This window comes from Paenibacillus sp. J22R232 (assembly GCF_056269165.1).
This window is the reverse complement of sequence record NZ_JBWDNK010000002.1, coordinates 84,962-109,314: the sequence shown is the minus strand read 5'-3', so window position 1 is coordinate 109,314 and position 24,353 is coordinate 84,962. Positions and strand designations below refer to the sequence as shown.

The following is a 24,353-nucleotide window of genomic DNA, read 5'->3' as shown; positions in this document are numbered from 1 at the left end:
AATATAGATTTATAGATTCTTACAAAAATTAATATAATTTCTTATCATAAAATACAAAGAGGATATTCAATACTTTTGAACCATATCGTTTTATCTACTTTGCATAGTGAACAAAAAATCTTAGCCATTTATTTGAATCCAACACTTTTGATCATTTTTCCGTAATAAAAATGGCCGCTTCCGGCTATTCATCCCGGAAGCGGCCATTGCTTAACAAGCCTTTTTCATTTACTGCCTAAGTCACTTATTTATTTCAATAGTAATATTCATTTTTTTTAACAATTCATTGACCACATTCAGCGCTTCATCTCTTTGCTTGTAATCTAAAATACAATATCTAATCATATCTAAGTTGGCATTTATTTGTATTAGTTCTTCTGTTATATCGTCAGGCATTGTTATCCAAGAATAATGATATTGTAGTCCTGTGATACTGTATGTGCCTTCAATAAACTTACGACAAGCTAGCTTAAACTCATACAAACTATCATTAATTGGCGCCCAATCAGGGTCTCTTTCGTCCTGCTCTGTTGGCTTCCTAACATATTGAGTCGCGGTTTCCTCACAAGCGCCATATCTCAGATGATTCTTTTGAGCCTTTATCAATGGGATCTTATTGGCTCCAAGATCATATTCATTCATTTTTTGAAAAGGATCATCTTCCCAAAAACATATCTGACAGACTTCATAATCGCCGTCACTGTCTATCGTTTTGTAACCGCAACATGGGCATGTATATTTTTTTATCACTGGTTCAGACTTTCAGAAAAGCCTGTCCGCCAAATCGGGTATAGCGGGCTCCAGCCGTAATCCTGACGGGCCTTCCTGTTCGAAGCCCCTCGCTCCCAAGCGTTGCTGTTCGAGTGAGTTTCCGGGATAGGCGCTCCTATGGCTTGTGCATAAACCGGGAGCCAGTCCATTCCTCTTGCCGGTTCATCGTCCACGATATTTACTGTTCCAGAGGGCCATTGCAAGGCCAAAAGTGCTGCCTCCGCCGCATCCTCCACATGAAGAAAAGAAGTGACCCCTTTGGTTGCAGGAACCTTCATTTGTTGAATTTGTTCTGCCATAAATCCATTATGCTCGTACCAAGTGCCTGGACCATAGAACATTCCATAGCGTAAAATGACATATTGCGGTATTTCCGTCACAGCACTTTCCAATGCCAATATGCCCTCAATTGTCGATTTCCGTGGTTCTTCGGCTGCTGCATGCAAGGATACATTTTCGGTTGCCGGTCTCTCTCCCGGTTCATATGCCCAAGAAATGCTTTGTGCGATGATGCGTTTGACACCTGCCGAAAGAGCGGCATCTACTACATTTTGTGTTCCTTCTCTACGTATCCTTGTATTGTCTGAAAAGTTACGACTACTCAAAGAAGTCAATTGATGAATGACAACCTCGGGTTGAGATTCATCTAATGCTGATCGTATGGCCTCGCGATCAAAGACATCAGCGACTATTGCTTTTGCTCCTGTATGCTCGATGATGGATTTCTTACTCTCGCTTTGCGTGAGTCCAATTACTTCATGACCTGCACGTATCAATTTTGGAAGCAAGAAACGTCCGACAGCTCCGGTAGCTCCAGCGACAAAAATTCTCATGAGCCTTTCCTCCCCTTAAATCCGCTTGATTAGGAAAAATTATACACTGTATCAAAATATAAATAAAATACTTGTTCATTCTACTTAAACGATGTTATTCTCACGCAATCCTGACCTTTAGCTTAACCAGCCGTAGCGACGTTCCTATTCGGCCGCCCTACCCCTGAGTCGGTTCATAAAATCCACAAGAGCTTTGGACATCCATTTTTTCGGATGCATCACAAGCTGAAGTTCCAACCGGATTTAGTCGTGAGCGAATGGCAGAACCGCCAGCTCTCCTCTGCGTATCTCATCCTCTGCCGCCATTCGCGGCAGGATCGCGATGCCATCGCCGGCCATTACGCAGCGTTTGATTGCTTCCGGGTTACCGAGCTCCAAACCGATGCGGTATACGATTCCGTTCGCCCGCAGCACCTTTTCTAACATAATGCGGTAGTTGCAGCTGTCCTCGCTCATGAACCATTCCCTGCCCGCCAGATTTGGCAGCTCCACTTTATCAAGCGCTGCAAGCGGGTGGAGCGGATTCACGATGAGTACCAATTGCTCTTCCCGTATTGCCCTCCACTCGAGTGCTGGATCGGAGGGATTGTTAGCGAGAATGAGGCCTAGATCCAATTCGCCTTCTCTGATTTTGTTAAGTATGGCGTCTTCTTGACCAGTCTTCAGCCGGATTGCCAGATTGGGATAGTCCTTGCGCAGCTGCTGCACGTATGGCGGGAGAAAATAAGACGCAACGGAATCAATGGTTCCGATCGACAGCGTGCCCCCCTCTTGAAGAGTCAGTTTTTCCTTGGATTCTTGGTACAAATCAAGCATTTGTACGGCTATGCTCAGTAGCTCCTCACCTGCCGAAGTGAGCCGAAGTCCTCTTCCGAACCGCTCGAATAGCTCCACTCCGTATGCTTTCTCCAGCTTTTGAATTTGCGTCGTCACGCTGGACTGCGCATAGCCAAGCTCCTCCGCTGCCCGGGTGAAGCTTTGGCGAAGCGCCACCTCTCGAAAGGTTTGCAAGTAGATCAATTCCATCGTTCACAACTCCTCATCAATATTATTGATGTTGTATATCAATTATTATAGATAACTATGATACTTATTACTATGCTACAGTTACCTTATCGCCACATTTTACGGAGGTGTTAGCATGTTAAGGGAAGAGCATTTAAGAGGAATATTCGTGCCGGTCGTAACGCCGTTCTTGCCAGATGAGTCGCTGGATGTCACATCTTATGACCGCTATATCACGGATTTATTGACTCATGACATTCAAGGGTTGATCATCAACGGAACGACGGGAGAAGCTCCAACGGTCTCGTGGGAAGAAGTCCGAGAGCTTATACAGCGGACGAAAGCCGTCATGGCAAGGATAGGGAAATTCCTTCCGATAGTCGTTGGCACTGGGACGAACGATACGCGTTCGACCGTTAACCGGACTAAGCTAGCAGGAGAGCTCGGAGCGGACGCCGCGCTTGTCGTCGTACCGTATTACAGCAGACCATCGCAAGCGGGTATTTTCGAACATTTCAAACGCGCCGCGCAAACAGGCTTGCCTGTAATTTCGTATGAAATTCCATCCCGTACGGGCGTGCACTTGAGCGTGAACACGGCAGCGGCAATTCTTGCGCTGGACGGGGTTATCGGAATGAAGGACAGCTCCGGCGGGCTCGAGCTGTTATCCGGGCTGAAGAGTCTTGGCGTCACGAAGCCCATCCTATGCGGGGAAGATGCGAATTTTCTCGCGATGCTGAATCAAGGGGCTGCAGGTGGCATATTAGCATCGGCCAACCTCAGGACGGAGAAGTTTCTGGAGACGTATCGGCAATTCCGAGACGGCAATACGGTTCAAGCAGCAAACTCATTTCATTCATTGGCTCCTCTTATCGATACGCTGTTCCGGGATTCCAACCCCGCTCCCCTCAAATGGCTGCTCTCGCATCAAGGCATCCTAGCGTCGGCTACCCTCCGATTGCCGCTAATGCCCATAACCAGGCAGTTGGAACAACAACTTATTAAGGGGCTGGAAGGCCCGCGTGATCAGTGACGGCGATTAAGCGACTTGCTTTGTGCGAGAAGCTCGTATCATCCTAAGGAACTTGGAGGCTGCGCGATCAGTGACAGCGATTAAGTGACTTGCTTTGTGTGAGAAGCTCGTATCATCCTGCCCCATTCACTCTATGACGTCAGCCGATACCAGCCGGCTGACGTCATATTTTTATTAAGATGTTAGCACAGCTGCTTCAAATCATCACGGAGACCATATCGTGGCGATAGCGAATTCATTTATTAATCTCATTGCATTGTTTACGTATGGCATCATACCGTTTCCTTTTGAGTATCATGATTTTTTGTTATGCCATTTCAACGCAAGTTGTTCCATTTCACTTACAAATGCTTTTTTTGCTGGGCTATATTCACTTGTGTTATCGAAACGCGCCGTTAATTCTTCCTTAAACCGACTGTACCTTGCGACTTCTTCGGGATGACTTCTTAAATAATCCCTAAATACGATATGCCGTTCAATTTGCGGGTCATCCATTTGATAACAATGAATATGGTGACTCCTTTCTTCACCACCTTTTCGGAACAACCTTCTTCCAGGGATACCCCATTCTCCAGCTACGTCATAGCCAAGCAAATGCATTTTTTCATTATATAAATCGACTTTGTTCATATCATTTACAATGCACATCATGTCAATGACAGGCTTAGCTTTTAAACCTAGCACTGAAGTACTTCCGAAATGTTCGAAACCTACGATATTTTCCATAAATATAGTTTTCAGAAATTCAGCTTCGTCTTGGAAACTTCTTACCCACTTTTCATCGAAATCACTTAGCCTTACTTTCATAAAGCTCCCTCCTACAATCACCAAATGGTAATATGAATATTTTCCGATGTGTTCAAGCACTTCAATATTAAAACGGAACATGCATGAATTCACAAGGCACTGGATGAATATCTTAATCATTGAGGATCATTGAAAATGATCGTTGATATATCCCTGTCTCAGCATATGCCCCGTTAGAACTAAATACCATGCCGAGAACAATTCTAAAAAATGCTGCCGTATATGACTGGTTTGACGGTATTGAACCGACTATATAGCAAAATAAATGAACGGAAAGGCGGAACAAAAGATGGCGGAAAAAGAAATAACCGAATTGCAGCAGCAAGTTTTGCAGAAGCCTGCTCTAAAGAGGGTTCTTTGCAGCTACTTACCTGTTGCGAATTTGGAAAACGCTGCTAAATGGTATAAGAAGACTTTTGGTTTAGCGGTAAGAAAACGTGAGCCTGATGGAGCTATCCTGATTTTAGGAGATGGACAGTGGTTGTTTCTTTTGGAAGCCATTCCTAATAAAACGGCAAACTTTTTCACCAACCAATGGGAGACTGAGAACTATGAAATGTTCTCATTAACATTTGAAGTTGAGAATATTGTTGAACTACATAAGAGGCTTCGAGAAAATGGTGTTGATGTCGAAGCGCTAACTGACCATGATAGCTGTGGTCTGCAGTTTAAGTTCAAGGATCCAGACGGAAACAAGTTTAACGTGTGGCAAGACATTGTGAAATAACAACAACGTAATAGACTCGCCCCACTTATAAAAACAGCGGTAGCCTTGGACTCGTGCAACGTCCTAGACTGCCGCTGTTTGCTGAGCTAGAATGCCCGATAGCATAATGGCTCTCAAAAAATACCTATAAATAATATAAGAGCACCTGCCACCGAATGGAGATGCTCTACGATTGTAATCCTAACTAAAACGTAAACCAAATAGGGAGTACTAAGAAAATGATCGTAACAATCACGCTCATTGCGAGCATGAACTCACCAATTCTATTACTCACGACAGCCCCAAAATCGTTTACATGCCTTCTGGAAACGAGTACTGCCCCTAACCAGAAGGGCACTGAAGCTAAAAACGTATAATGAAAACCATCGGTTCCGTTTGAGTATAGATCCAGTCCCAATATTTTAAAGATCGAATGGCTGACAATCATATTATTCCCAAAATCCCAGTTTATTAAGATTCCTGAAAGCAGAAGCACTAAAGAAAACGTCCCAAAACCAACACGTTTATTTAATGTCAACATGCATCAACCTTTCCGCAGGCATTTATCCATATGGTACCATATTATCCTATTTGATGATATACATAGTGGGAAGGTACTTATAACTATCCAATACGATTAATTCATTATTCGAACATGAGCTTAAAGCTCTTACGTAATATGCTTCTGCATGATGTCCAGGCCATCCGCATGAGATGCCGTCATTGACGTCGCCTTCTTATTGAGATGACAAGCAAGATAACCAATGTTAGAGCGACTGCAAGAATGATGAGCGGTATGACGAGCTGATTTTCTTCTTCTTGATGTACGGTAGGTATTTTTGGCATGACCTCTTGTGGGATTGTTATCTTTGAGGGTTCATTGCCATTTTCGAATATGTAAATTGCCTTTGTGTTCGCCTAATTCAACCTACGGCTCTTCCTACTTTCAGCCAACACGTTATTTCTCCCAAAGCTCGACCAATCGACCATCAGGATCTTTAATCCAAATAAATCCCCCAAATTCACTAATCTCTTTTTTCTTTGCAAGAGGTACACCCATTTGTTCAAGATGCTCAATAGTCTCGTTTAGATTATGCACTTGGAAATTTAACATCACTTGTTGCTCTGTTGGAAAATAACTGTCATTCTCCGTAAAGAAAGAAAAAATAGTCTCGTTTCCTAATTGGGATTTTATCATTGTACCGTTCCAATTTTCTATTTCAATCTTCAATACTTCACTGTACCATTTTTTCGTTGCCTCAAGATTGTTTGTCCTCCAAAATATTCCTCCGAAACCCTTGATCATCGTATCTAACTCCTATCTATCATCAAATTTTTAGCTATCTGATTATATAAACTAAACATGCCTCAGTCACATAGTCATACCACTTACGGATCGCTGTATTCTAAACAACGCTAATTAAATGGCTAACGGTGGTGTCTATGCCGCTTTCCTCTTTGATTTCACGAATCACGCCATCAATTAAGTTCTCGCCAACTTCAGAATTCCATGCAAACCCTGTGCTTTCCTGCTTTCGTGATTGAATAGCTTGAAGATATACGATTGAGCTATTCGATCCGTTAACTTAACGGCCGCTTTTGCTAGCATAATGTGAAAAATATATTGGTTTATTTTACACTTTTTACAAGCTTAGCATAGTCCTATAATGGAATTAATTCATTTTGGACAATCGAGGTGTCACTTGGACGAGAATATGAAGTCGTGGTCGGAATATTTCATCGTAAATAAACGGAACCTGCAGCCAATCTTATGGGATGATCCCTATCGGTTAGACCCTCAGGAGTACGCTACGATCGCCCATTCCATACAGCAGTTCCAAATCGGGGAAAGCTCGGAAGGCAAGTATTTGATTGAATCCGCCAATCGGTACTTATCAGGCAACCCCGACAAGAGCTATTTGCAAGCACTAATCCAATTCGTTCACGAGGAGCAGCGGCATGCGAAGGAATTGGCCCTGTTTATGAACAAGCAGAACATCCCGATGATACGTAAGCACTGGGTGGATCAGATATTCCGAAAGCTGCGGCGTTTTGCCACTTTGGAACAATCCATCACAGTACTGCTAACAGCAGAAATCATTGCGGCGGTCTATTACGATGCATTGAAAAAGGCTACGAAATCCCGCAGCCTGACCAAACTTTGCGAACAAATTCTCCGTGATGAGACAAAGCATATCGAATTCCAATCCGACGCTTTAAGGCATTTCGCTAGGAAACGCCCGAAAGCCATCAAACGCCTCATCCGCTTCAGCCGTTTCTTCCTACTATCCGGAACGCTTGCCGTCGTATGGTTCTATCACGGGAAGGTGTTCCGCGCGGGAGGTTATAGCTTGAAAGCTTATTTAAAAGGGGCTTTAGCCGAACATGAACGCTCAGAGCATATAATAGAGCGGCGTATGCATCAGCCCTATTAATCGTCCAGTGAGAATAAGCTATATCACACAACTTTGTTGATTCGCGCAAGAAAAGCGTCCATAGAAAAGTGCTAAGTCTGTTTTATTAGTATTAAACGAACGTCCCCTAATACCTTAACAATTTTATGAATCCAATATTCATTCATTGATCAGAAAATCGCCTTGTTCGGTCTAATTACGGACAGCCTCAAAAGAAGATATGCAAAATCAGCAAGTCACCTAAGCTATGCAAGGCTATCATTTCTATTCATCACCTATTGACGGCTCCGCCTGAAGACGGAGCTTCTTTTCATCCGCCAGATGGTTAAGACACAATGACCTATTCCATATAATGAAATCGATACGATGCTGAAAATCGATCTAATTATAAAGGAGATATTTTATGATGAAAAACATACGCAAAAAAAAGGATGTCGGCATCTATGGCTTAACTGCGAAGTGGTATGATAAGAATTCTCGCAAAAGTCGAATGACTCAAATGAAAGAATATGCGAATGAAGTTGAATCTTTAGTCGGCAAAAAAACAAATATTTTGGAAGTGGCGCCTGGGCCGGGTTATTTGTCGATCGAACTAGCCAAGAAAGGGTTTAACGTGACCGGAGTCGAGATAAGCCCGGACTTTGTGAAGATTGAAAAAAACAATGCAAATGAAGCAAATGTTTCGGTTGATTTTAAAGAAGGCAACGCATCTAACCTGCCATGTGAAAATAGTTTTTTTGATTTTATTATTTGCAGTGCTGCATTCAAGAACTTCAAGGACCCGGTAAAGGTATTGTCTGAAATGTATCGCGTGCTGGTCGAAGGTGGAACATCCCTAATCATCGATATGAATTATGAGGCATCATCCGAAGACATTAACAATGAGATTATACAGACAGGAATGAAAGGATTCGACAAGCATTTTGTGAAATTTGCATTTAAAACTTTCCTAAAACAAGGCGCTTACACAAAACAAGATTTTGAGTCCCTTTTAAAAGAAACTTCGTTCAAGAACTATACTATCAAAAAAGAGGGTATCAGTTTATTTGTCTATCTTTATAAATAGAAGGTTCTTCCGGTACTCATTTGTTTTCGCTATACGTTGTTCCATCGATTGCTCCATATTCTCCTCTGCAGAAGACAAAAAATCGTTTTATAGCCCTCGGCTTCAATTATATAGTGGAATGGCCACAGTGCCCTCCCATCCAATATCGTCTCCCGTTTGTTCAATGTACACCCCTCTTCAAAATATGCATTGACAGGAATATTCCAACTCAGGTATATTTGATGCATGAACAAAAACTTTTTCCATCTGGAGGGAAATAAAGAATGAATCAGGAAGTTACAGCCTATATTGAGAATTTGCCAGAATGGCAGTCCAACATCAGCTCCACACTACGTAATCTGGTGCATGAGACAATTCCGACGGCAGAAGAACGCATTCAGTATAAGAAGCCGCATTTTCTGAAAAATGGACATTATGCTGCCGTAATTTCGCCATCTAAAGATGCGATTGCCTTTATGATTATGAACGCAAACGGCATAGATTTTCCAAAAACATTCGATGGTCCTGCAGAACGGAAGTGGATCAAATTACGCGAGGGAGACTCTGCGGATCTTTCATTGCTGTCAGAGCTTCTGAAACAAGCTTCTGACACGTTATAAAAGCCATAATCGGTAACAATACTTAGATCTGAGGAGGATTAAGAATGAGCAACCCAAAAGGAGTATTTCTGAAACGTGAATTTAACGCTCCGCGCGAGCTGGTGTATAAAGTCTGGACCGAGCCTGATCACTTCGGCAACTGGTGGGGCCCCCAGGGATTCACCCTTGAAGTCGTTAAGATGGAGGTACGTCCAGGTGGAATGTTTTTCGGTTGTCAGAAGTCGCCGGACGGACAGCATGTCATGTGGGGCAAGTTTGTTTACCAAGAGGTTCAGCCGCCTGAGAAGCTAACATGGGTCCAATCTTTCTCTGACGAAAATGGCAACACCATCCGCGCTCCGTTTAACGCACAATGGCCCCTTGAAATCTTAAACATCCTTACGCTTGAAGAAGTCGAAGGTAAAACGATCCTGACGCTTCAAGGCGGACCACTGAATGCGTCCGATGAGGAACAGGCTGCATACGATGCAATGGCACCGATGGCTGCACAAGGCATGGAGGGAACTTTCGAGCAACTGGCCAATTATCTGTCCACACAATTATAAAAAAAATAATATCAACCAAACTTTCCGCGTGCCAATATTGGTACGCGTTTTTTGTGTGACAGCTATTCTGTCCGATACCTTAACGATAGAGGGAGCAGCTGCCTCGGCGGCAGACTACACCGATCGCCGAACTATCGTTTCTCGTTTCTTTAACAAGTCCATGTTTGCTAAAAATTCTCGAACGTCTTTCGGTGTCTTTAAAATGATTACTTTCTTTTCATTTGATAGCCTTCGAAGTTTTTCTGAAATCTTTGGCTTTTGTTTTTCTGGGTATTCCCAGACCCATTTCAGAAATTCTAGACTGAGCCTTTCTTCGCAACCCTCAGCCATATCTGTTCTCTTTTTGTTGCGGTACTGGAATCTTCTCTTCATCACGCGGATAATGCAAATCAACCTTGAAAGATCTACAAATATGATTGTATCTGCCGCCTGTAACCTAATGTCTATAGTGCCCCCATAATTACCATCGATAATCCAACTGTCACGGCTTATGAGCTCCTCTTGAACAGCTTTTTGCTCGTTTTTAGGCGTGCTTATCCAACCCGGTTTCCAAAAGATTGCATCTAGATGATGAACTTCAATCGATAAAATTCCGCCTAGCTTGCTAGCCAGAGTTGATTTGCCTGAACCTCCAGAACCTATAAGTACAATTTTTTTCATATTGCTCCCCGCCAATGAATCTTATAAACTGATGTTTCCTTAATTATATAGTTATCACGCTAGCCTAGCCGCTTATGCAACTATAAAACCTTGACCGTGGCAACCTCTTTTCCAGCCCATAATCTAAAGGTGTATCCACTGACTAGAACTTGCGAAGGCGCCTCATTGACTGGATAACGTATATCCGCAAATCCATTTTACCAATTAGATATTTGTGACATTCACAACGTAAGGATAAACCTCTGGCGAGCATGAATAGTTACCGTTACAAGAACCCCAACATCATTCCCCCTGCAGCACCAGTTAGCACGATTACCCATGGGTGAATCTTCCAAAAAACCAGCATGACGAACAAAACGACTGCCAGTGCAAAATCCATCGGATCCAAGATCGCGGTGGTCCATAACGGATCGTATAAAGCAGCTAATAAAATACCAACCACCGCTGCATTAACTCCCACTAGTGCTCCTTGTAATTTCGAACTCTTTCTTAGCCCATTCCAAAACGGGAGCGCACCGACAACAAGAAGAAATGCGGGCAAAAATATTGAAACTGTCGCAACGACCGCTCCAGACATGCCTCCAGCCATAGCCCCAAGGTAACCCGCAAATGTGAACATTGGACCTGGTACAGCCTGCGTAGCCCCATAACCTGCCAAAAAATCCTCCTGGCTAACCCAACCTGTAGGTACGACTTCACGTTCTAACAATGGGAGCACGACATGCCCTCCACCAAACACCAAAGAGCCCGATCTGTAGAAGCTGTCAAACATCGCTAGCCAGCCGTTTTCAGCCGATTGTCTAAGAAGCGGAAGTGCAACTAGGAGACCTATAAATAAAACTAGACAAACGACGGCGAAGACTCGACTGATTGCAATTTGAAGTTCAGGAGTCCCCTCCGCAGCTTTCTTTCGATATAGCAACAACCCTACAACACCTGCCGTAAGGATGATAAGCACTTGGCTGTAGGTTGTTTGCCATAACAATGTAATCGCTGCAGCGATTACAGCTATCGTGACTCTTTCTCGATCCGGAGTGAGCTTCTTCCCCATTCCTAGAATAGCGTGAGCTACAATCGCTACGGCTACAATCTTTAATCCATGGATCCACCCTGCACTACCAATATCATAGCCTTGAAGCAGGAAAGCAAACGCCACTAATGCGATGACTGAGGGCAGCGTGAAGCCTAACCATGCTATTATCCCCCCCAGCAGTCCCGCCCTCACAATACCGATACCGATTCCAATCTGACTGCTGGCCGGTCCCGGGAGAAATTGACAAAGGGCAACTAAGTCGGCATAACTTCGTTCATCCATCCATTTTCGACGGCGTACGTACTCGTTATGGAAATAACCAAGATGTGCGATCGGTCCCCCAAATGAGGTGAGCCCCAGTTTTGTAGACACAATCAGCACTTCTAGAAGATTCCCGACTTTCCCTTTTTTCTTATCTTTTAGTGCCTTTTTTTGACTCGTATCCATATAGACGGATAACTCCTTCTCCTTGTTCTCCTGTGCCCGTTTTGGCGTTTATTCAAATTCATATCCTACATCATGCCACAGGTTTGCTGTACTTAGAAAATCAAAATGCAGATGAGAAAATCCGTAAATATAACAAAACGAAATTGAAATAAGATATCTAAAGTTGATTTTATTCTATCTTGATCATCCTTTCTAACTCAACCCTATTTACTTAACATTAACAAACGTAATCATATCTATCTTGTCTTTTCATTTTATTTATTAAGCTCTTAACCCGTTAACCTAATTACCTGTAATTCTTAAGCCCACATATGAGGGAGTAATAATCTAAAGTATTTGATAAATGTGTTTGGTTCTTCTATTGCCAATAAACCTTCAAAAAGCGGCTTTTTACTCATATCGTTCTTTACAAAGAGACTTAAGAATTTTTTCGTGTCTCTAATGACATCATTATTTTGAATCCCTGTCAGATTAACTGACTCCTTTAATTTTTGATCTATGTCCCGAAGTATTTCTTCATCTTTTCTATGGTCGAGTAAAATACCCCAAGAAGTTGCTAATTCAGTCCAGTCCCGTCCTTTAAAATCCATCTGTTTCCTCCTCTTAGTAAACTATCATTCGCCGTTAGCAAAAACAATTATAGTAATTAAACGTTCGTTCTAGATTATTAATTTTCAAGATTAATTCGAGTCGGAGTAACTACATAGTTAACTGATTGGTTCTCTTTCCATAATTTTTAAACTTCTGATGGACCAATATTGATTCCTAGAAATGATGGGTCCAAAAATATTTCTTGTATATTTAAAAGAATTGGAAAAAAGAATAAACTGATAATCCCATATTGCCGTAATCATCACCACTTCGTTTACAATATCGGAGTTTTATTCAGCGGTTTACTTTTAGCTCAAAATAAATATGGCTTTCAGTTCATACGATCGTTCGGGGGTACGCTGCATGTCTTCAGCGAGAAGAACACGGGGATCAAGATGGCGAGAATCTCTAGTCTATAGAATCGATGAATCGGGACCGCCGCGCTTCCGCTCGGTCATTCACATTTGGGCGCTGTGCGCGTATCATATCGGGATATGATTTTGATTCGCGGAGGCATTCACATTGGGATACTACGTAACAGTAGAGCCGGGGGTAAATCTCTACGTAGAGGATATCAACCCGACAGGAAGCAAGACGATAGTGTTTCTTCATGGCTGGCCGCTCAGCCATGACCAGTTCGAATATCAGTTCGACGTGCTGCCGGGTATGGGCTACCGCTGCATTGGCATCGACTGGCGTGGCTTCGGCAAGTCGGACCGACCCTACGACGGCTATAATTTAGAGAGGCTTGCGGACGATATCCGCGCCGTCGTGGATACGCTGCAGTTGAAAGATTTCGTGCTCGCCGGACATTCGACCGGAGGAGCGATCGCGATCAAATACGTTGTGAGGTACAATGGCGGCGGCGTATCTCAGCTCGTACTTATCGATGCGGCGGCGCCGCGCGGCTTCAACAAGGAGACGGCCGCACAGATGCTGAAGCAGACGTTGAACGATCGGGCGAACATGATGCTCGGCGTGACGGACATTTTCTTCTTCCGGTACATCACAAAGCCATTCTCGGACTGGTTCAATCAGATGGGCATGCAAGCCGCTGGCTGGTCGACAGCCGCGGTCATTGTCATGCTAAGGGACCTCGATTTGAATGCTGACCTGTCTCGTATCCAGGTGCCGACCCTAATCGTGCACGGCATTCATGACCTGGTCATTCCGTTCACGCAGGCGGAGGAGATGCACCGAAAAATTCCCCATTCGCGGCTTGTGCCGTTCATGTACAGCGGCCACGGCTCGTTCTACGACGAACGTGACAAGTTCAATCAGCTCATGCAGGAGTTCGTCGGGAATGCACCGCAATGAACGCCTCGCCGCCGTAACCGTAATAGCACGACGACAGGCAGCTAGCATGAAGCTGGCTGCCTGTCGGTCGTTCTCGATCAGATAGGTAACTTGGATCAACAAAAAGTTGTTGATTATTGATTTCCAGCTGTACACTGGACCAGCCGATAGAATGTAAATCGTATGAGAATAGCATCAATTGTCCTAATCGAGTAGCTAACTTGATAAATTCTTCCCCCCAACCACTATCAATTGATATCTCTTGGAACGAACCAGTAGGGGCAAATAAGAATAGGAGTTCACATATTGCATTATCATCTCCGGTTTCAAGCCGCTGTTTGAACTTATCCAAGGTTATTAATACATCTTCAACGGTCTCGAAACGAGACCATGTGACATCAGTATCTGGGGAATCTATAATTTTTTTCAACTCACTTACTATACTTAATGTGCCATGAAATTTATGCAGCTTATATCAACCCTCTCGACCTCTTTTGCTGAGTATCTTCTATAACTAAGTATTCTTGAAATGATAAAGCTATCCTTCCCTCAAACCTGACAAAGCTGCCGATCAACAGTTCAGCAGCTTCATTCACTTTGGTTATTCATCTAAAGTTCCTCGTTAGCGAAATCAGAAAGTATTGGACAGAATTTATCAATCCAAGATAAGTTCTCTCATAAATGGAGTAATTGAAAAACAATCGTCTATCTCTTCATCAACTAATGACCAATACAAGATTGTTTTCCTATGCAAATCAATATCACTAATTAAATGTCCCTTTAACTTTTCCCAAACTCCTTCCTCGATCTTTCCTACTGCCAGTGCGTCATCAAATGACGATATGATCAAGCTCATTAATGCGAATTTTTCACTTAGGTTTAGATCAGCACTTTCATAAAATGAGATAAATTCGTTCACTCTCGAAGAATCTGCGCTTTCATGTTCCCAATCTTGCGAATATTGACCTAATTGGGTTAGTTCCAGTTTTCGAGTCAGACTTTTGATTGCCTCTTTAGTTATAAAAAACTCGTTTTTGTCACACAAGCGGTTTCCCCCGTTATATGATTTCATTAGACCTATGTATACGAATGGTGTTTTTCAATCATTCGAGTTCAACTAACGTTTCCAGTCAGTTCAATAATCATTATTTTATTTGTATTACATCATCTTTCAAATTCAACATATCCCAAAGGTCTATCTCTTCTAAGTCTGAACATCCAATAATGATGTCATATTGACTATTGGTTTCATTAAATTCAGTTATTACGCCAGTTACATCCAAGGATTTATTAAGGGAGACATGGATTTTCATTCCTTTGTTTATCTGCCCTTCTAACAAAACACCTTGTATGATAAAAGCAATATCTGTCTTCAATGTTTGGGTTACTTGAAACTGTGCCATAAATTCCTCCGTAATCTTACGACTTAAAGCTTGAGCTATTTATTAGGTGAACTAGTTCAACTATCCTGGCAGTTAGTTGAACTTTAAAGTCATTGAAACCTAATTTTCTTTCTTGACCTCATTGATGGGACAACGGATGTATTGAGACTCAAAGATGAATTCAACTTCAATTTCAACTTCAACTTTAATAACCATTTTAATGCTTCCCCTTCAACCTATTGCAGATAACATAATCTTAACATATTGGAAACTACCAGTTAGCTCAACAAAAAGGCAGCCGATGTTATTTGGACGGCTGCCGCGTTGTTGTTATTCAGATATCATTGCCCGTTAGGATTCATGTAGGGCGACTTTCTCATAGTGCCCTGCCGCCTATTTTAAGTGTCGTAACTAACCAAATACGGCTGTAGCTCCGTCTGGTAATAGCCGATGCTGTACTCGACGAGCCGACCCTCGATATCGTACGTATGCCGTTGCCGCACGAGCAGCGTCGTCCCTGCCGGTATTCCGAGCAGGCTCGCGGTTTCGTCCGAAGCCTCGCCTACCGAGAAAGCATCGCGGAAGTTGTCTAGTACGATACCTTGCTCTTCCAGCAAATCGTACAACGACTCAAACCGCGACTCACCTGCCGCCTGCTCCGCCTCCGACAATGCAGAAGCATCCAGATAATGCAGGATGTGAATGTAAGGCCGGTCATTCAGCACATACAGCCGTTCGATGCGGATCGCCTTCGGTCCGAGCAGGCTGTGCAGCTCCGTCCCGGACTCCAACCGCTCGTAGGTCATCGAGAGCAGCCGTTTCTCCAAACGGTAACCCTCCTCGACCAGCAGCTCGGTGAACCGCTTTCCCTTGGAGAGGCGCGAGACCGGCGTGTTGCTGAGGACGATGGTGCCGATGCCGCTTTTTCTCTCGACGTAGCCTTCCTCCGCCAGCTCCCTAATCGCATTGCGCACCGTCATCTTGCTGACATTGAACTCCTTCTCCAGCTGCGGCTCCGGCGGGATATGGCCGCCCAGCGGATAGATCCCGTGCAGGATGCGGTCCTTGACGATCTTCTTGACCTGCAGATACAGCGGGCCTTTCTTGCGTGTAATGGCCATCCCGGCCCTCCCATTCTCCTGTCTTCGTCTTACCTCTCTATGTCGCCGGCCGTGCGGGACATCGCCTTCACGACATCGGCCTCCTCCGCCATCGGCGTGTCTCCGTGCACCGTGTGCGCTAATACCGCTGCTGCCGTCGCATAATCGACCGCGTACTGCGGGTCATCGCCGCGCAGCCGGGAGTGGATGATGCCGCTCGCGTACGCATCGCCGGCACCGACCCGGTCGTACACCGAGAAGGTAGCCGGCTGGGCGAACCAGAACGCCTCTTCCGTATATAGATAGCCCGTCAGCGTATGGGTGTTATCCCCATTGACCTGGCGATGCGTGCCAGCGACCAAACCGATCCCATATTGTTTCGCCGTTTGCGGTATGAGCTCCTGCAACTGCGCCATCCTGTCGGTGCCAAGGCTCTGCATGCCGAGAGTAAGCATTGCGTCCTTCTCGTTCATAAAGACGATATCCGCCAGCTCCAGCATCTCGCGGTAATGCGGCGCTGCCGCCTCATAGCCGCCCTCGCCCCAGAGCGATACACGGTAGTTGCAGTCGAAAATCACGATGCCGCCCTGCTTCTTGACCTCTCGTGCCAACTGCTTGATCTGCGTGCGCGCCAGCTCGTTCATTGCCAGCGTGATGCCACAGAAGTGTACCGCGTCCACCGAAGCTGCGATCCGCTCCCAGTCTCCTTGGGCGTGGGGCACGGTGTTGAAGCTGCTGCCGAGACGATCGGTGTAGGTCACTTTGCTGGGACGGATTCCGAAGCCATGCTCCAGGAAATACATCCCGATATACTTGCCGCCCCGGTTCACAAACGGCGTCTGAATACCCAGCTTACGCAGATATGAAAGCGCGGCGTCGCCGAGCGGATTGTCCGGCAGCGTGCTGGCCAGATACGTCTCGTGCCCGAAACGGGACAGCGCCGATACGACGTTAACCCCGGTCCCCGAAAATGAATAAGCAAGATTGCTGCTCTGGGACAGCGTCGTGAAGCCCGGCGTCTCGAGGCGCATCATCACTTCGCCGAACGCGGCAATTCTAGACATACCGATCAACCAACGCTTTCAGCTCGCCTAGAAGCGTCCGTACATCCTCCGCTCTCGTATCGCCGCTCGCTGAATCGATGATTGACGAGTATACGTGCGGGATCACCTGAGGAACGCCAGCCTCCAGAGCGATCTCGAGGATCTTGCCGAAGTTGTCCAGATCGATGCCCCCGGTCGGCTCAAGCGCGAAGCCTTCCTCGCCGCAAGCCTTGGCAACGGCGCGGTATTCGTCTTCGCGCTCCAGTCCCTGCATCGGGAAATATTTTAGTGCATGGCCGCCCATATCCCGCACCAGCGCGATTGCCGCTTTGACCGGCACAATAGCCTTGTCATCGATGGCTGCGCTGAACACGCCAGTTGAGATGTTGACGTAACCCGGTCGGCCGCAAGGCGACACTAGCGCGTTGATCCAGCTCTCTCGACTGCCCAGGTTGGCGCTGGTGGCGCCGACGGACGGGAAGATTTGGTTGATGTGATTACCTTCATAAGACTTTACGATCTCCGCCACGACCGAGCCCTGGCGGTTGTCGCCCGCGCCTAGACCGATTGAAACCGCATCCTCGATAGCTTCGCCGTAGCGCTTCATCGCCGTTGCCGCCGTCTGCGCATCGGGATACGCCTTGGAAAGCACGCCTACGACCACATAGCCTTCCGCCGCTTCGTATATCTCGCGCGCATTGTCGATGCTGCCTGCCAGCACGTTGAGCGCTGCTTTATTCTTGTACAGCCGGTTATAAATGCCTGCCATTAGTGTTTCCCCCCGATAATGTCTTGGATGCGTGTAATAATCACCTGCAGATCGTCGCCCTGGAGCGAACGCGGATCGAGGTCAAAATACCCCTGCGCCAATCCATAGTCCCGTGTATAGACCGCAATATCACCGCCGCGCAGCCCATCGTTGACCGCCCGTGCGGAAAGGCCTGCCACCGCTTCGTCAATCTTGATGCGTCCCCGGAAGATCGCACGGCCAGCCTCGTCCTGGACGATGCTGACGATTACGCCCGGCAGCGCGCCTAGTACATCGAGCGCTGCCAGCGCCGCGCGCTCTTCCTCGCTCTTGTCTTCCTTTACAAAATAATCGTCCAACGCCTGCAGCAGACCGAAGATCGACTCCTTGCCTACCTTCATGCTGCGGCCGATGCCGTACAACTGCGCCTTCACCCAGCCGACATAGCTGGCTTTGCCTGCCACGATACCGGAGGTAGGACCTTCGATCGCCTTGGAGCCACTGTAGATAACCAGGTCGGAGCAGGTAACGTACTTACGCAGATCCTCCTCGGCTGCAGCGTCGACGATCAGAGGCACACCGCAGCGCTGCGCTACTTCCCAAGCATCCTCAACCTTGATCATGTTCTTCTGGACGCAGTGGTGCGACTGCACGAACAGAATCGCCGCCGTTCGCTCATTGATCGCCATCTCCAGATGCTCCTTGCGGCCTTCGTTGGCGTAGCCGACCTCGACGAGCTTGCCGCCGCCGAGCGCGACCATCGTCTCCACCGGGGCGCCATACTGGACATTATGTCCCTTGAACAGGATGATCTCGTTATTTTCTGGAAGTTCCTGGTGAAGCTTCAGACTGGCCCGCTTGTCGCCATGCGTGACAACGCCTGCCACGGTCATGGCGATTCCGCTGGAAGCGGAATTGACGACAACCGCGTCTTCGGCATGCAGCAGCTTCGCCACGTACGCTCCGGACTTGTCGACCAGGTCGGCCATCTCCACATAGCTTTGACCGCCTGTCTTCACCGCAGTCATTACGCCGTCGGTAGGCGCAGAGACGCCGAGGATGCTCATCCGGCCGCTGGCATTGACGACTCTTTTCAACCCGTATTTAGCATGCAAAATATGATCCATCGATAACTGCTCCTTTGACTTGAATATAAGTGTCCGCCGTGCGCGTCTCTCCCTCGGAATCAATCAGCGTTTTGCTGCCTTGCACGACATCGAACAGCGTCAGATCGGCCACTCCGCCGACCTTTAGCCCGCCGAGTTCCGGCCTTCTCAGCCATTGTGCCGCTTTGACCGTAACCGCATCTACAACCTCCTGCAGACTGTAGCCGAGATAGAGAAACTTGCTCATTACATCGGCCAGACTGTAGACCGGCCCGCTGAGCCGGTTTCTCTCGTAGATATCCGTGCTGATCGTATGCAGCGGCAGTCCAGCCGCTCGGGCTTGCTCCGCCACGCGGAATGAGAAGCTCGCCGATCCGTGGCCGACGTCCAAATGCGCGCCGCGAGCTACCGCGTCCAGTAGGGCGGGCAGCGGCAGTCCTTGATCGTTGAAGAGGTTGTTTGCTTTGCCGTTCAAATAGTGGGTAACAATATCTCCCCGTGCGAGCAGCGCCATCACCTCTTCAATTGCCGGCGGACCCGAGCCGATATGAACCATTAGGGATAATCCCGTCGCCTCCGAGAGCTGGCGGGCGCGTCTTAAGGGCTCGATGCCCTGCTCCTTCACCACGCTGCTGCTGATCCGCGCCTTGAGCCCAACGATGAAGTCCGGGTACGACCGGAGTGCCTCCCGTACGGCTGCCTCATCGATCCATGCCGGATTTGACAGCTCGTCGATGCGCTCCAGACCAATCCGGGAAATATTTAGAAAAGCCAGCAACCGGGTAACCGCCCGGCTCCCTCCTTCCTGCAGCTCGCCGATACGGTCAGCGCCGCAACTGCCGGCGTCGACGATCGTCGTCACGCCTTGCTTCACGCCGATCTCGTCGATTACGTCGCCGTAAGGCTTAAGCTCGCGGAAGGCATGCACGTGCATGTCGATCCAGCCGCTAGATACGCATCCTCCCTCGGCGACAACCTCGCCATCGCCCGTCCCAGGAGGGGAAATCGCGGCGATCTTGCCGCCATCTATGACAATATCGGCTGCAGGTCCGTCCAACCGTTTCATATTACGCAGTACAGTACCCATGTTCTTGAAGCGTCCTTCCCTTCTATGACAGCGTCCGTACGTTGTCCAAATATTTCTTCGTCAATAGCTTAACACATCCTAGCATTGAAATAAATATAACGTTATAATGTTTAAATAACAAAAGCTAGCTGAATCCTTCCAAAACTTTATTTATAGAGCACAAGCACTAGAAAATGAATTGGAAACGTCTTCACGCCCCTGTTGTCTGCGACAGCAAAACGGCAGCGGCTAAAATGCTATACTAATCTATAACGGCAAGCAGTACTTATCTCCGGGAGGTCATCGTGAAATTATTCGTTAAGCCATCCAGCATGAACTCGGGCATTCGCTTCAATTGGAACCGCTTTAAGTCCAAATTGCTCGTGACCTATACACTCTCTTATATTCTCATCTTTTTGGTTCCGCTTTCAGGCGTCACCTTCATCATCTATCATAACGCAACGACCAATCTTCGCTCCGAAATCGAGCAGTCCAACGTCAACCAGTTGAGCCAGGTGAGACTCTCCATCGACAACCAGATGAACAACCTGCTGGAGACCGCCAACACCATCTCATTCGACGAGCATCTCACCAAATTCATGGTATCGCATCCGTACTACAGCAGGGATGCGATTGCCTCGCTGGCGCGTTACAAGACCAGCAACACGATGCTCGAGGAGCTGTTTCTCTACTATCGCGGTGACGATAAGATCTACACCAGCCTTGGGATGACCGATCTCGATCTCGTCTTCGGCGACATGTTCCGGTTCGAGCGCTGGCAGCCCGAGGAGATCAAGCAGGCCCTCAACGAAACGTCTGTCACCACCGTACGTCCGGCCGAATACGTCACCGTCCGCTCGCGCAATGAATCCAAGCTGGCTGTGCTCTTCCCGATCAAGACCAACGATCCGTACCCTTATGGCACCATCCTCTATCTCGTGAAAGAAGAGCAGCTGACGGGCGTCATGGATTCGATCTTGAACGACTTCTCTGGGAGCAGCTATATTTTATCCGGCACCGGCGATGTGGTTACGGCCAACTACCGGGGCGATGCCTTGCGCGGCCACGATTTGACGTCGCTGATCGAGCTTAAACCTGGCATTCACAACATGGAACTGGGCGGCGAGCGCTATTCGGTCGTTACGGTCAAGTCAAAAATCAACGACTGGACTTACGTCACGGCCATTCCAAGCTACCAGTTTTTCGAGCAGGTCGGCCAGATTCGCACGATCATCCTGCTCGTTTTCGTCATTACGGTGCTGGTCGGCATCGCTGCGGCGATGCTGCTCGCCAGACGGCAATACCATCCGATCCGCGATTTGCTGGAGTTCGCTTCGTTGCAAGACGGCACCAAGGAGAAACCGAACAGCCGCAACGAATGGGACTGGATCAAACAGACGATCCATGATTACCACGCCCGCATCGACATGCAGGAGCCGTTCGTGCGCAACCAATACCTCATGCTGCTGTTCAAGCACGGCAAGCCGGACGATCCGGAAATCGAGCGGATGATCGTCCAATCCGAGCTGGAGCTGCCGGAGCGTGCCTGCTGCTTCACGATTATCCTGAGCTTGGACGAGCAGAGCCGCGATGAGCAGTCATGGGAGGAGCAGCAGGCGCTGCGCGCTTGGCTCAATCAGTTGGATCTGCCCGAGCTGCAAGCTCGGATCTACGGCGTCGAATTTTCCGTCACCCACCAGTTTGCCCTCATGGTGACGCTGTTCCCGTCGGAGGAAGACGACGAGACGAGCCGCGTCAGCCTGGTCGTCGACGAGCTCGACGACCGACTGGCGCAGCGGCTGCCAAGACGGCCTAATCTAGGCGTCGGCACCGTATACGGCGATTTGTCCGGATTGAACCAGTCCTTCCTCGAAGCCGCCTCGGCGCTTGAGCAGCGGAGGCTGACGATCAGCGGACGGATCGCTTACTTCGATGAATTGACGGAGCCTTCGGCGGCCGTCTCGAGCGAGAGCTACTGGATTCCGAAGAAGTCGCTGCTCAAGTTGGAGCAGAGCCTCAAGCAAGGCAACGAAGCCACGGCGCTTCAACTGATTGCAGGAATGATGGAGAAGCTGAAGCAAGAGAAACTATCGGTCGGCTTGCTTCGCTGCCTATGCTTCGACGTGCTCAATTCCCTGTTGCGGACCGCCGCCGAGCTTGGCATGGACGAGGTGCATGGCGAGATTTCGTCGCTGCACGCTTTCGAGACGCTTGAGGGGCTGGAGAACAGACTCAACTCGCTCGCGCTGCAAATTTGCAGCGAAGCCACGCACCAGACCGAGACGGTCCAGCCGGCGCTCATGGATGAGATCGTCACTTACGTCACGCAGAACTACGCGGACTATACGCTCAGCTTGGAGCATATCGCCCTCAAGTACGATATTTCAACCTCTTACCTGAGCCGAACCTTCAAGGAGAAAACAGGCCTTAACTTTACACAGTACATCTGGCAGTGCCGGCTTAAGGAAGTGATTCGCCAGCTCATCCACACCAGCGCGCCGCTCAAAGAAATCATCGAGCGCGTCGGCTATCTGGATGCACCGAATTTTATCCGCAAGTTCAAGAAGGAAACCGGCCATACGCCCGGCCAATATCGCAAGCTGCACAGCACAGGCGGTTCAGTCTCCACGGAGGATTAACTCCTTAGCTTTCAAGAAGATTCGGCTTCTCCGTCCTCCGCAAGCGGAGAGTATCCGTTTCTCGTGGAAATAGATTAATACTTTATCGCGTAAGTCATACAAAGTCTTATATTTCAAGTTGAAACGGCTATTACGGTCCTTTAGCGGCACGGCGCTTTTCATTCCGAGAAATATCGAGAATCTATAGCCTAACCATATACTTTCCTACATTTCTACCGTAAACGGCTGACGCCGTCCCTTCGAGTAGAATCAATCATTTGGCGACGATAGATAAGCAAAATATAATGGACGTGCATACATTCGCATCCTTCAACAAAAGGAGCTGTCCACCGTTGTTAGACGTTCAGGACAGCTCCTACTTCTCTATCAGCTATTTGCGTATTCAACGATAAAAGCTGAAACTTTACGATTGCCGGCTCGAGCTTACTTGTTATTTCCCCTTAAACCTTCGGCTCGTTCAAAATGTACTCCACCAGTTCATCCAGCGGAACGGTCGCCAAAGCGATCGCCGTATCTGTCACGCCGTAGTAAATATAGAGCAGACCGTCCTTCACGACGTTGCCGGTCGGGAAAATGACGTTCGGGATTTGGTAGCCGAACTTCTCGTAATACGTCTCCGGCTCCATAATGAAGTTGTGCGTCCGGGCGATGATCTTCTCCGGATTATCCAGATCGAGCAGCAGCGCTCCGACCCGATAAACGATCTTATCGTCTACGCCATGGTAGAGGACAAGCCAGCCCTTGTCTGTCTTAACCGGCGGCGTCGACCCTCCGATCTTCCGGGATTCCCAGGCCATGTTCTCGGCTTTGGCCAATAGCTTCGGCGCTTCCCAGTTGATCAGATCGTCGGAGTACGTAATCCACATGGCCGCCTTCTCTGTGCCGTACGCTTCGCCGACATATTCCTCCGGCCGGCGCAAGAGGGCATACTTGCCGTTAATTTTCTCCGGGAACAGAATATTGTCGCGGTCATTAATGTCCAGTTCGGTCGTATCCGCAACAAACTCCCAGTCGACGAGGTTGTCCGACTTGGCGATGGACGAGCGGGTCAGCCAATGCCCCTCCTGTTCGCCCCAGCCATCCGGGTACTTCGGAAAAGAACGTTCCGGAACGCCCGTGTTCGTCGGATAATAATTCATTGCGCAAGGCCGAAGCGCATAGTTCATGTAGAATATGCCGTCGATCTTGACGACGCGCGGATCCTGCACGCTGCCATACGGGAAGCCCAGCTCGTCGGGCGTCAGGACCGGCTCGTCCTTCACATGGGTGAAGCGCACGCCGTCCTCGCTCTCCAGCAAGCCAAGGTAGTTTTTGCAGGGGGTAAGCGAACCCGCGGTCCGCTCGATCATATAAAATTTGCCCTCGTCTATGATGACGGCCGGATTGAACACCGTCGCCTTCCGCCATTCGTATTCGCCGGGAACTACAATCGGGTTGTCGGGATGTCTCGTAATTTTCATGGG

At 47.7% G+C, this 24,353-nt stretch carries 23 protein-coding genes and 1 pseudogene; 8 read left to right on the top strand and 16 right to left on the bottom strand.

Features of this window, described 5'->3' with window-relative positions; all coding sequences use genetic code 11:
* Positions 1 to 492: 492 nt before the first annotated feature.
* The 3 genes and pseudogenes from AC0YN3_RS06925 to AC0YN3_RS06915 all read right to left on the bottom strand — a co-directional run.
* Positions 493 to 747, bottom strand: a pseudogene (locus tag AC0YN3_RS06925) (CPCC family cysteine-rich protein); the annotation flags it as partial.
* Positions 747 to 1,604 carry an NAD-dependent epimerase/dehydratase family protein gene (locus AC0YN3_RS06920; protein WP_475774394.1) on the bottom strand — a complete coding sequence of 286 codons (858 nt, stop codon included), beginning with the start codon at positions 1,602 to 1,604 and terminating at the stop codon, positions 747 to 749. The pseudogene AC0YN3_RS06925 and the gene AC0YN3_RS06920, both read right to left, overlap by 1 nt.
* A 243-nt stretch (positions 1,605 to 1,847) precedes the next feature.
* Entirely contained in the window at positions 1,848 to 2,630 is a 783-nt protein-coding gene (locus AC0YN3_RS06915) for a LysR family transcriptional regulator (protein ID WP_475774393.1), read from the bottom strand.
* A 115-nt stretch (positions 2,631 to 2,745) separates the two neighbouring features.
* On the opposite strand from AC0YN3_RS06915, the gene dapA reads away from it, so the two are divergent.
* Entirely contained in the window at positions 2,746 to 3,642 is an 897-nt protein-coding gene (dapA, locus tag AC0YN3_RS06910) for a 4-hydroxy-tetrahydrodipicolinate synthase (RefSeq protein WP_475774392.1), read from the top strand.
* Between the two features lie 294 nt (positions 3,643 to 3,936).
* Here the strand turns inward: dapA and AC0YN3_RS06905 are convergent, their stop codons facing one another.
* On the bottom strand, positions 3,937 to 4,449 hold the full coding sequence (locus AC0YN3_RS06905; protein ID WP_475774391.1) for a GrpB family protein: 513 nt from the start codon (positions 4,447 to 4,449) through the stop codon (positions 3,937 to 3,939).
* Between the two features lie 289 nt (positions 4,450 to 4,738).
* Here AC0YN3_RS06905 and AC0YN3_RS06900 point away from each other — a divergent pair, with 289 nt between their 5' ends.
* A complete protein-coding gene (locus tag AC0YN3_RS06900; RefSeq protein WP_475774390.1) occupies positions 4,739 to 5,176 on the top strand; it encodes a VOC family protein in 438 nt (145 codons plus the stop codon).
* Between the two features lie 937 nt (positions 5,177 to 6,113).
* Here AC0YN3_RS06900 and AC0YN3_RS06895 read toward each other — a convergent pair.
* Positions 6,114 to 6,461, bottom strand: a complete 348-nt coding sequence (locus tag AC0YN3_RS06895; protein WP_475774389.1) for a VOC family protein — start codon at positions 6,459 to 6,461, stop codon at positions 6,114 to 6,116.
* A 397-nt stretch (positions 6,462 to 6,858) separates the two neighbouring features.
* Here AC0YN3_RS06895 and AC0YN3_RS06890 point away from each other — a divergent pair, with 397 nt between their 5' ends.
* The 4 genes from AC0YN3_RS06890 (at position 6,859) to AC0YN3_RS06875 (ending at position 9,779) form a co-directional block, all read left to right on the top strand.
* Entirely contained in the window at positions 6,859 to 7,590 is a 732-nt protein-coding gene (locus AC0YN3_RS06890) for a hypothetical protein (protein WP_475774388.1), read from the top strand.
* A 382-nt stretch (positions 7,591 to 7,972) separates the two neighbouring features.
* Positions 7,973 to 8,635 carry a class I SAM-dependent methyltransferase gene (locus AC0YN3_RS06885; RefSeq protein ID WP_475774387.1) on the top strand — a complete coding sequence of 221 codons (663 nt, stop codon included), beginning with the start codon at positions 7,973 to 7,975 and terminating at the stop codon, positions 8,633 to 8,635.
* Positions 8,636 to 8,898: 263 nt separating this feature from the next.
* Entirely contained in the window at positions 8,899 to 9,234 is a 336-nt protein-coding gene (locus tag AC0YN3_RS06880; protein WP_475774386.1) for a DUF1801 domain-containing protein, read from the top strand.
* A gap of 44 nt (positions 9,235 to 9,278) precedes the next feature.
* Positions 9,279 to 9,779 carry an SRPBCC family protein gene (locus tag AC0YN3_RS06875; RefSeq protein ID WP_475774385.1) on the top strand — a complete coding sequence of 167 codons (501 nt, stop codon included), beginning with the start codon at positions 9,279 to 9,281 and terminating at the stop codon, positions 9,777 to 9,779.
* Positions 9,780 to 9,893: 114 nt separating this feature from the next.
* On the opposite strand, the gene AC0YN3_RS06870 is transcribed toward AC0YN3_RS06875, so the two are convergent.
* The 3 genes from AC0YN3_RS06870 to AC0YN3_RS06860 form a co-directional block, all read right to left on the bottom strand.
* Positions 9,894 to 10,439, bottom strand: coding sequence for a DNA topology modulation protein (locus tag AC0YN3_RS06870; RefSeq protein WP_475774384.1), 546 nt, complete (start codon positions 10,437 to 10,439; stop codon positions 9,894 to 9,896).
* A 265-nt stretch (positions 10,440 to 10,704) separates the two neighbouring features.
* Positions 10,705 to 11,919, bottom strand: coding sequence for a chromate transporter (locus AC0YN3_RS06865; RefSeq protein WP_475774383.1), 1,215 nt, complete (start codon positions 11,917 to 11,919; stop codon positions 10,705 to 10,707).
* 299 nt (positions 11,920 to 12,218) lie between these two features.
* Complete coding sequence (locus tag AC0YN3_RS06860; RefSeq protein WP_475774382.1) at positions 12,219 to 12,509, bottom strand: hypothetical protein; 291 nt, start codon at positions 12,507 to 12,509, stop codon at positions 12,219 to 12,221.
* Positions 12,510 to 13,032: 523 nt separating this feature from the next.
* Here AC0YN3_RS06860 and AC0YN3_RS06855 point away from each other — a divergent pair.
* A complete protein-coding gene (locus tag AC0YN3_RS06855) occupies positions 13,033 to 13,827 on the top strand; it encodes an alpha/beta fold hydrolase (RefSeq protein ID WP_475774381.1) in 795 nt (264 codons plus the stop codon).
* Between the two features lie 634 nt (positions 13,828 to 14,461).
* On the opposite strand, the gene AC0YN3_RS06850 is transcribed toward AC0YN3_RS06855, so the two are convergent.
* From AC0YN3_RS06850 to AC0YN3_RS06820, 7 genes are all read right to left on the bottom strand, one after another.
* Complete coding sequence (locus tag AC0YN3_RS06850; protein ID WP_475774380.1) at positions 14,462 to 14,851, bottom strand: hypothetical protein; 390 nt, start codon at positions 14,849 to 14,851, stop codon at positions 14,462 to 14,464.
* 100 nt (positions 14,852 to 14,951) lie between these two features.
* Entirely contained in the window at positions 14,952 to 15,209 is a 258-nt protein-coding gene (locus tag AC0YN3_RS06845) for a hypothetical protein (protein ID WP_475774379.1), read from the bottom strand.
* A 377-nt stretch (positions 15,210 to 15,586) separates the two neighbouring features.
* Entirely contained in the window at positions 15,587 to 16,309 is a 723-nt protein-coding gene (locus tag AC0YN3_RS06840; protein WP_475774378.1) for a GntR family transcriptional regulator, read from the bottom strand.
* Between the two features lie 29 nt (positions 16,310 to 16,338).
* A complete protein-coding gene (locus AC0YN3_RS06835) occupies positions 16,339 to 17,352 on the bottom strand; it encodes a sugar kinase (protein WP_475774377.1) in 1,014 nt (337 codons plus the stop codon).
* Positions 17,345 to 18,100 (bottom strand): 2-dehydro-3-deoxy-phosphogluconate aldolase, encoded by a 756-nt coding sequence (gene dagF, locus AC0YN3_RS06830; protein ID WP_475774376.1) that lies wholly within the window; start codon positions 18,098 to 18,100, stop codon positions 17,345 to 17,347. Before dagF ends, AC0YN3_RS06835 begins: the two co-directional genes overlap by 8 nt.
* Complete coding sequence (locus AC0YN3_RS06825; protein WP_475774375.1) at positions 18,100 to 19,206, bottom strand: DgaE family pyridoxal phosphate-dependent ammonia lyase; 1,107 nt, start codon at positions 19,204 to 19,206, stop codon at positions 18,100 to 18,102. The genes dagF and AC0YN3_RS06825 overlap by 1 nt, the downstream gene beginning before the upstream one ends.
* Positions 19,184 to 20,272, bottom strand: a complete 1,089-nt coding sequence (locus AC0YN3_RS06820) for an amidohydrolase/deacetylase family metallohydrolase (RefSeq protein WP_475774374.1) — start codon at positions 20,270 to 20,272, stop codon at positions 19,184 to 19,186. The genes AC0YN3_RS06825 and AC0YN3_RS06820 overlap by 23 nt, the downstream gene beginning before the upstream one ends.
* Before the next feature lie 284 nt (positions 20,273 to 20,556).
* Between AC0YN3_RS06820 and AC0YN3_RS06815 the strand changes: the two genes are divergently transcribed.
* Complete coding sequence (locus AC0YN3_RS06815; RefSeq protein ID WP_475774373.1) at positions 20,557 to 22,890, top strand: helix-turn-helix domain-containing protein; 2,334 nt, start codon at positions 20,557 to 20,559, stop codon at positions 22,888 to 22,890.
* 440 nt (positions 22,891 to 23,330) lie between these two features.
* Here AC0YN3_RS06815 and AC0YN3_RS06810 read toward each other — a convergent pair whose 3' ends face one another.
* Positions 23,331 to 24,350 (bottom strand): glycoside hydrolase family 130 protein, encoded by a 1,020-nt coding sequence (locus AC0YN3_RS06810; protein WP_475774372.1) that lies wholly within the window; start codon positions 24,348 to 24,350, stop codon positions 23,331 to 23,333.
* Positions 24,351 to 24,353: the final 3 nt, after the last annotated feature.

Coding starts and splice junctions, on each gene's coding strand:
- AC0YN3_RS06920 (WP_475774394.1), bottom strand. CDS start 1,604: ATGAGAATTTTTGTCGCTGGAGCTACCGGAGCTGTCGGACGTTTCTTG.
- AC0YN3_RS06915 (WP_475774393.1), bottom strand. CDS start 2,630: ATGGAATTGATCTACTTGCAAACCTTTCGAGAGGTGGCGCTTCGCCAA.
- dapA (WP_475774392.1), top strand. CDS start 2,746: ATGTTAAGGGAAGAGCATTTAAGAGGAATATTCGTGCCGGTCGTAACG.
- AC0YN3_RS06905 (WP_475774391.1), bottom strand. CDS start 4,449: ATGAAAGTAAGGCTAAGTGATTTCGATGAAAAGTGGGTAAGAAGTTTC.
- AC0YN3_RS06900 (WP_475774390.1), top strand. CDS start 4,739: ATGGCGGAAAAAGAAATAACCGAATTGCAGCAGCAAGTTTTGCAGAAG.
- AC0YN3_RS06895 (WP_475774389.1), bottom strand. CDS start 6,461: ATGATCAAGGGTTTCGGAGGAATATTTTGGAGGACAAACAATCTTGAG.
- AC0YN3_RS06885 (WP_475774387.1), top strand. CDS start 7,973: ATGATGAAAAACATACGCAAAAAAAAGGATGTCGGCATCTATGGCTTA.
- AC0YN3_RS06880 (WP_475774386.1), top strand. CDS start 8,899: ATGAATCAGGAAGTTACAGCCTATATTGAGAATTTGCCAGAATGGCAG.
- AC0YN3_RS06875 (WP_475774385.1), top strand. CDS start 9,279: ATGAGCAACCCAAAAGGAGTATTTCTGAAACGTGAATTTAACGCTCCG.
- AC0YN3_RS06870 (WP_475774384.1), bottom strand. CDS start 10,439: ATGAAAAAAATTGTACTTATAGGTTCTGGAGGTTCAGGCAAATCAACT.
- AC0YN3_RS06865 (WP_475774383.1), bottom strand. CDS start 11,919: ATGGATACGAGTCAAAAAAAGGCACTAAAAGATAAGAAAAAAGGGAAA.
- AC0YN3_RS06860 (WP_475774382.1), bottom strand. CDS start 12,509: ATGGATTTTAAAGGACGGGACTGGACTGAATTAGCAACTTCTTGGGGT.
- AC0YN3_RS06845 (WP_475774379.1), bottom strand. CDS start 15,209: ATGGCACAGTTTCAAGTAACCCAAACATTGAAGACAGATATTGCTTTT.
- AC0YN3_RS06840 (WP_475774378.1), bottom strand. CDS start 16,309: ATGGCCATTACACGCAAGAAAGGCCCGCTGTATCTGCAGGTCAAGAAG.
- AC0YN3_RS06835 (WP_475774377.1), bottom strand. CDS start 17,352: ATGTCTAGAATTGCCGCGTTCGGCGAAGTGATGATGCGCCTCGAGACG.
- dagF (WP_475774376.1), bottom strand. CDS start 18,100: ATGGCAGGCATTTATAACCGGCTGTACAAGAATAAAGCAGCGCTCAAC.
- AC0YN3_RS06825 (WP_475774375.1), bottom strand. CDS start 19,206: ATGGATCATATTTTGCATGCTAAATACGGGTTGAAAAGAGTCGTCAAT.
- AC0YN3_RS06820 (WP_475774374.1), bottom strand. CDS start 20,272: ATGGGTACTGTACTGCGTAATATGAAACGGTTGGACGGACCTGCAGCC.
- AC0YN3_RS06810 (WP_475774372.1), bottom strand. CDS start 24,350: ATGAAAATTACGAGACATCCCGACAACCCGATTGTAGTTCCCGGCGAA.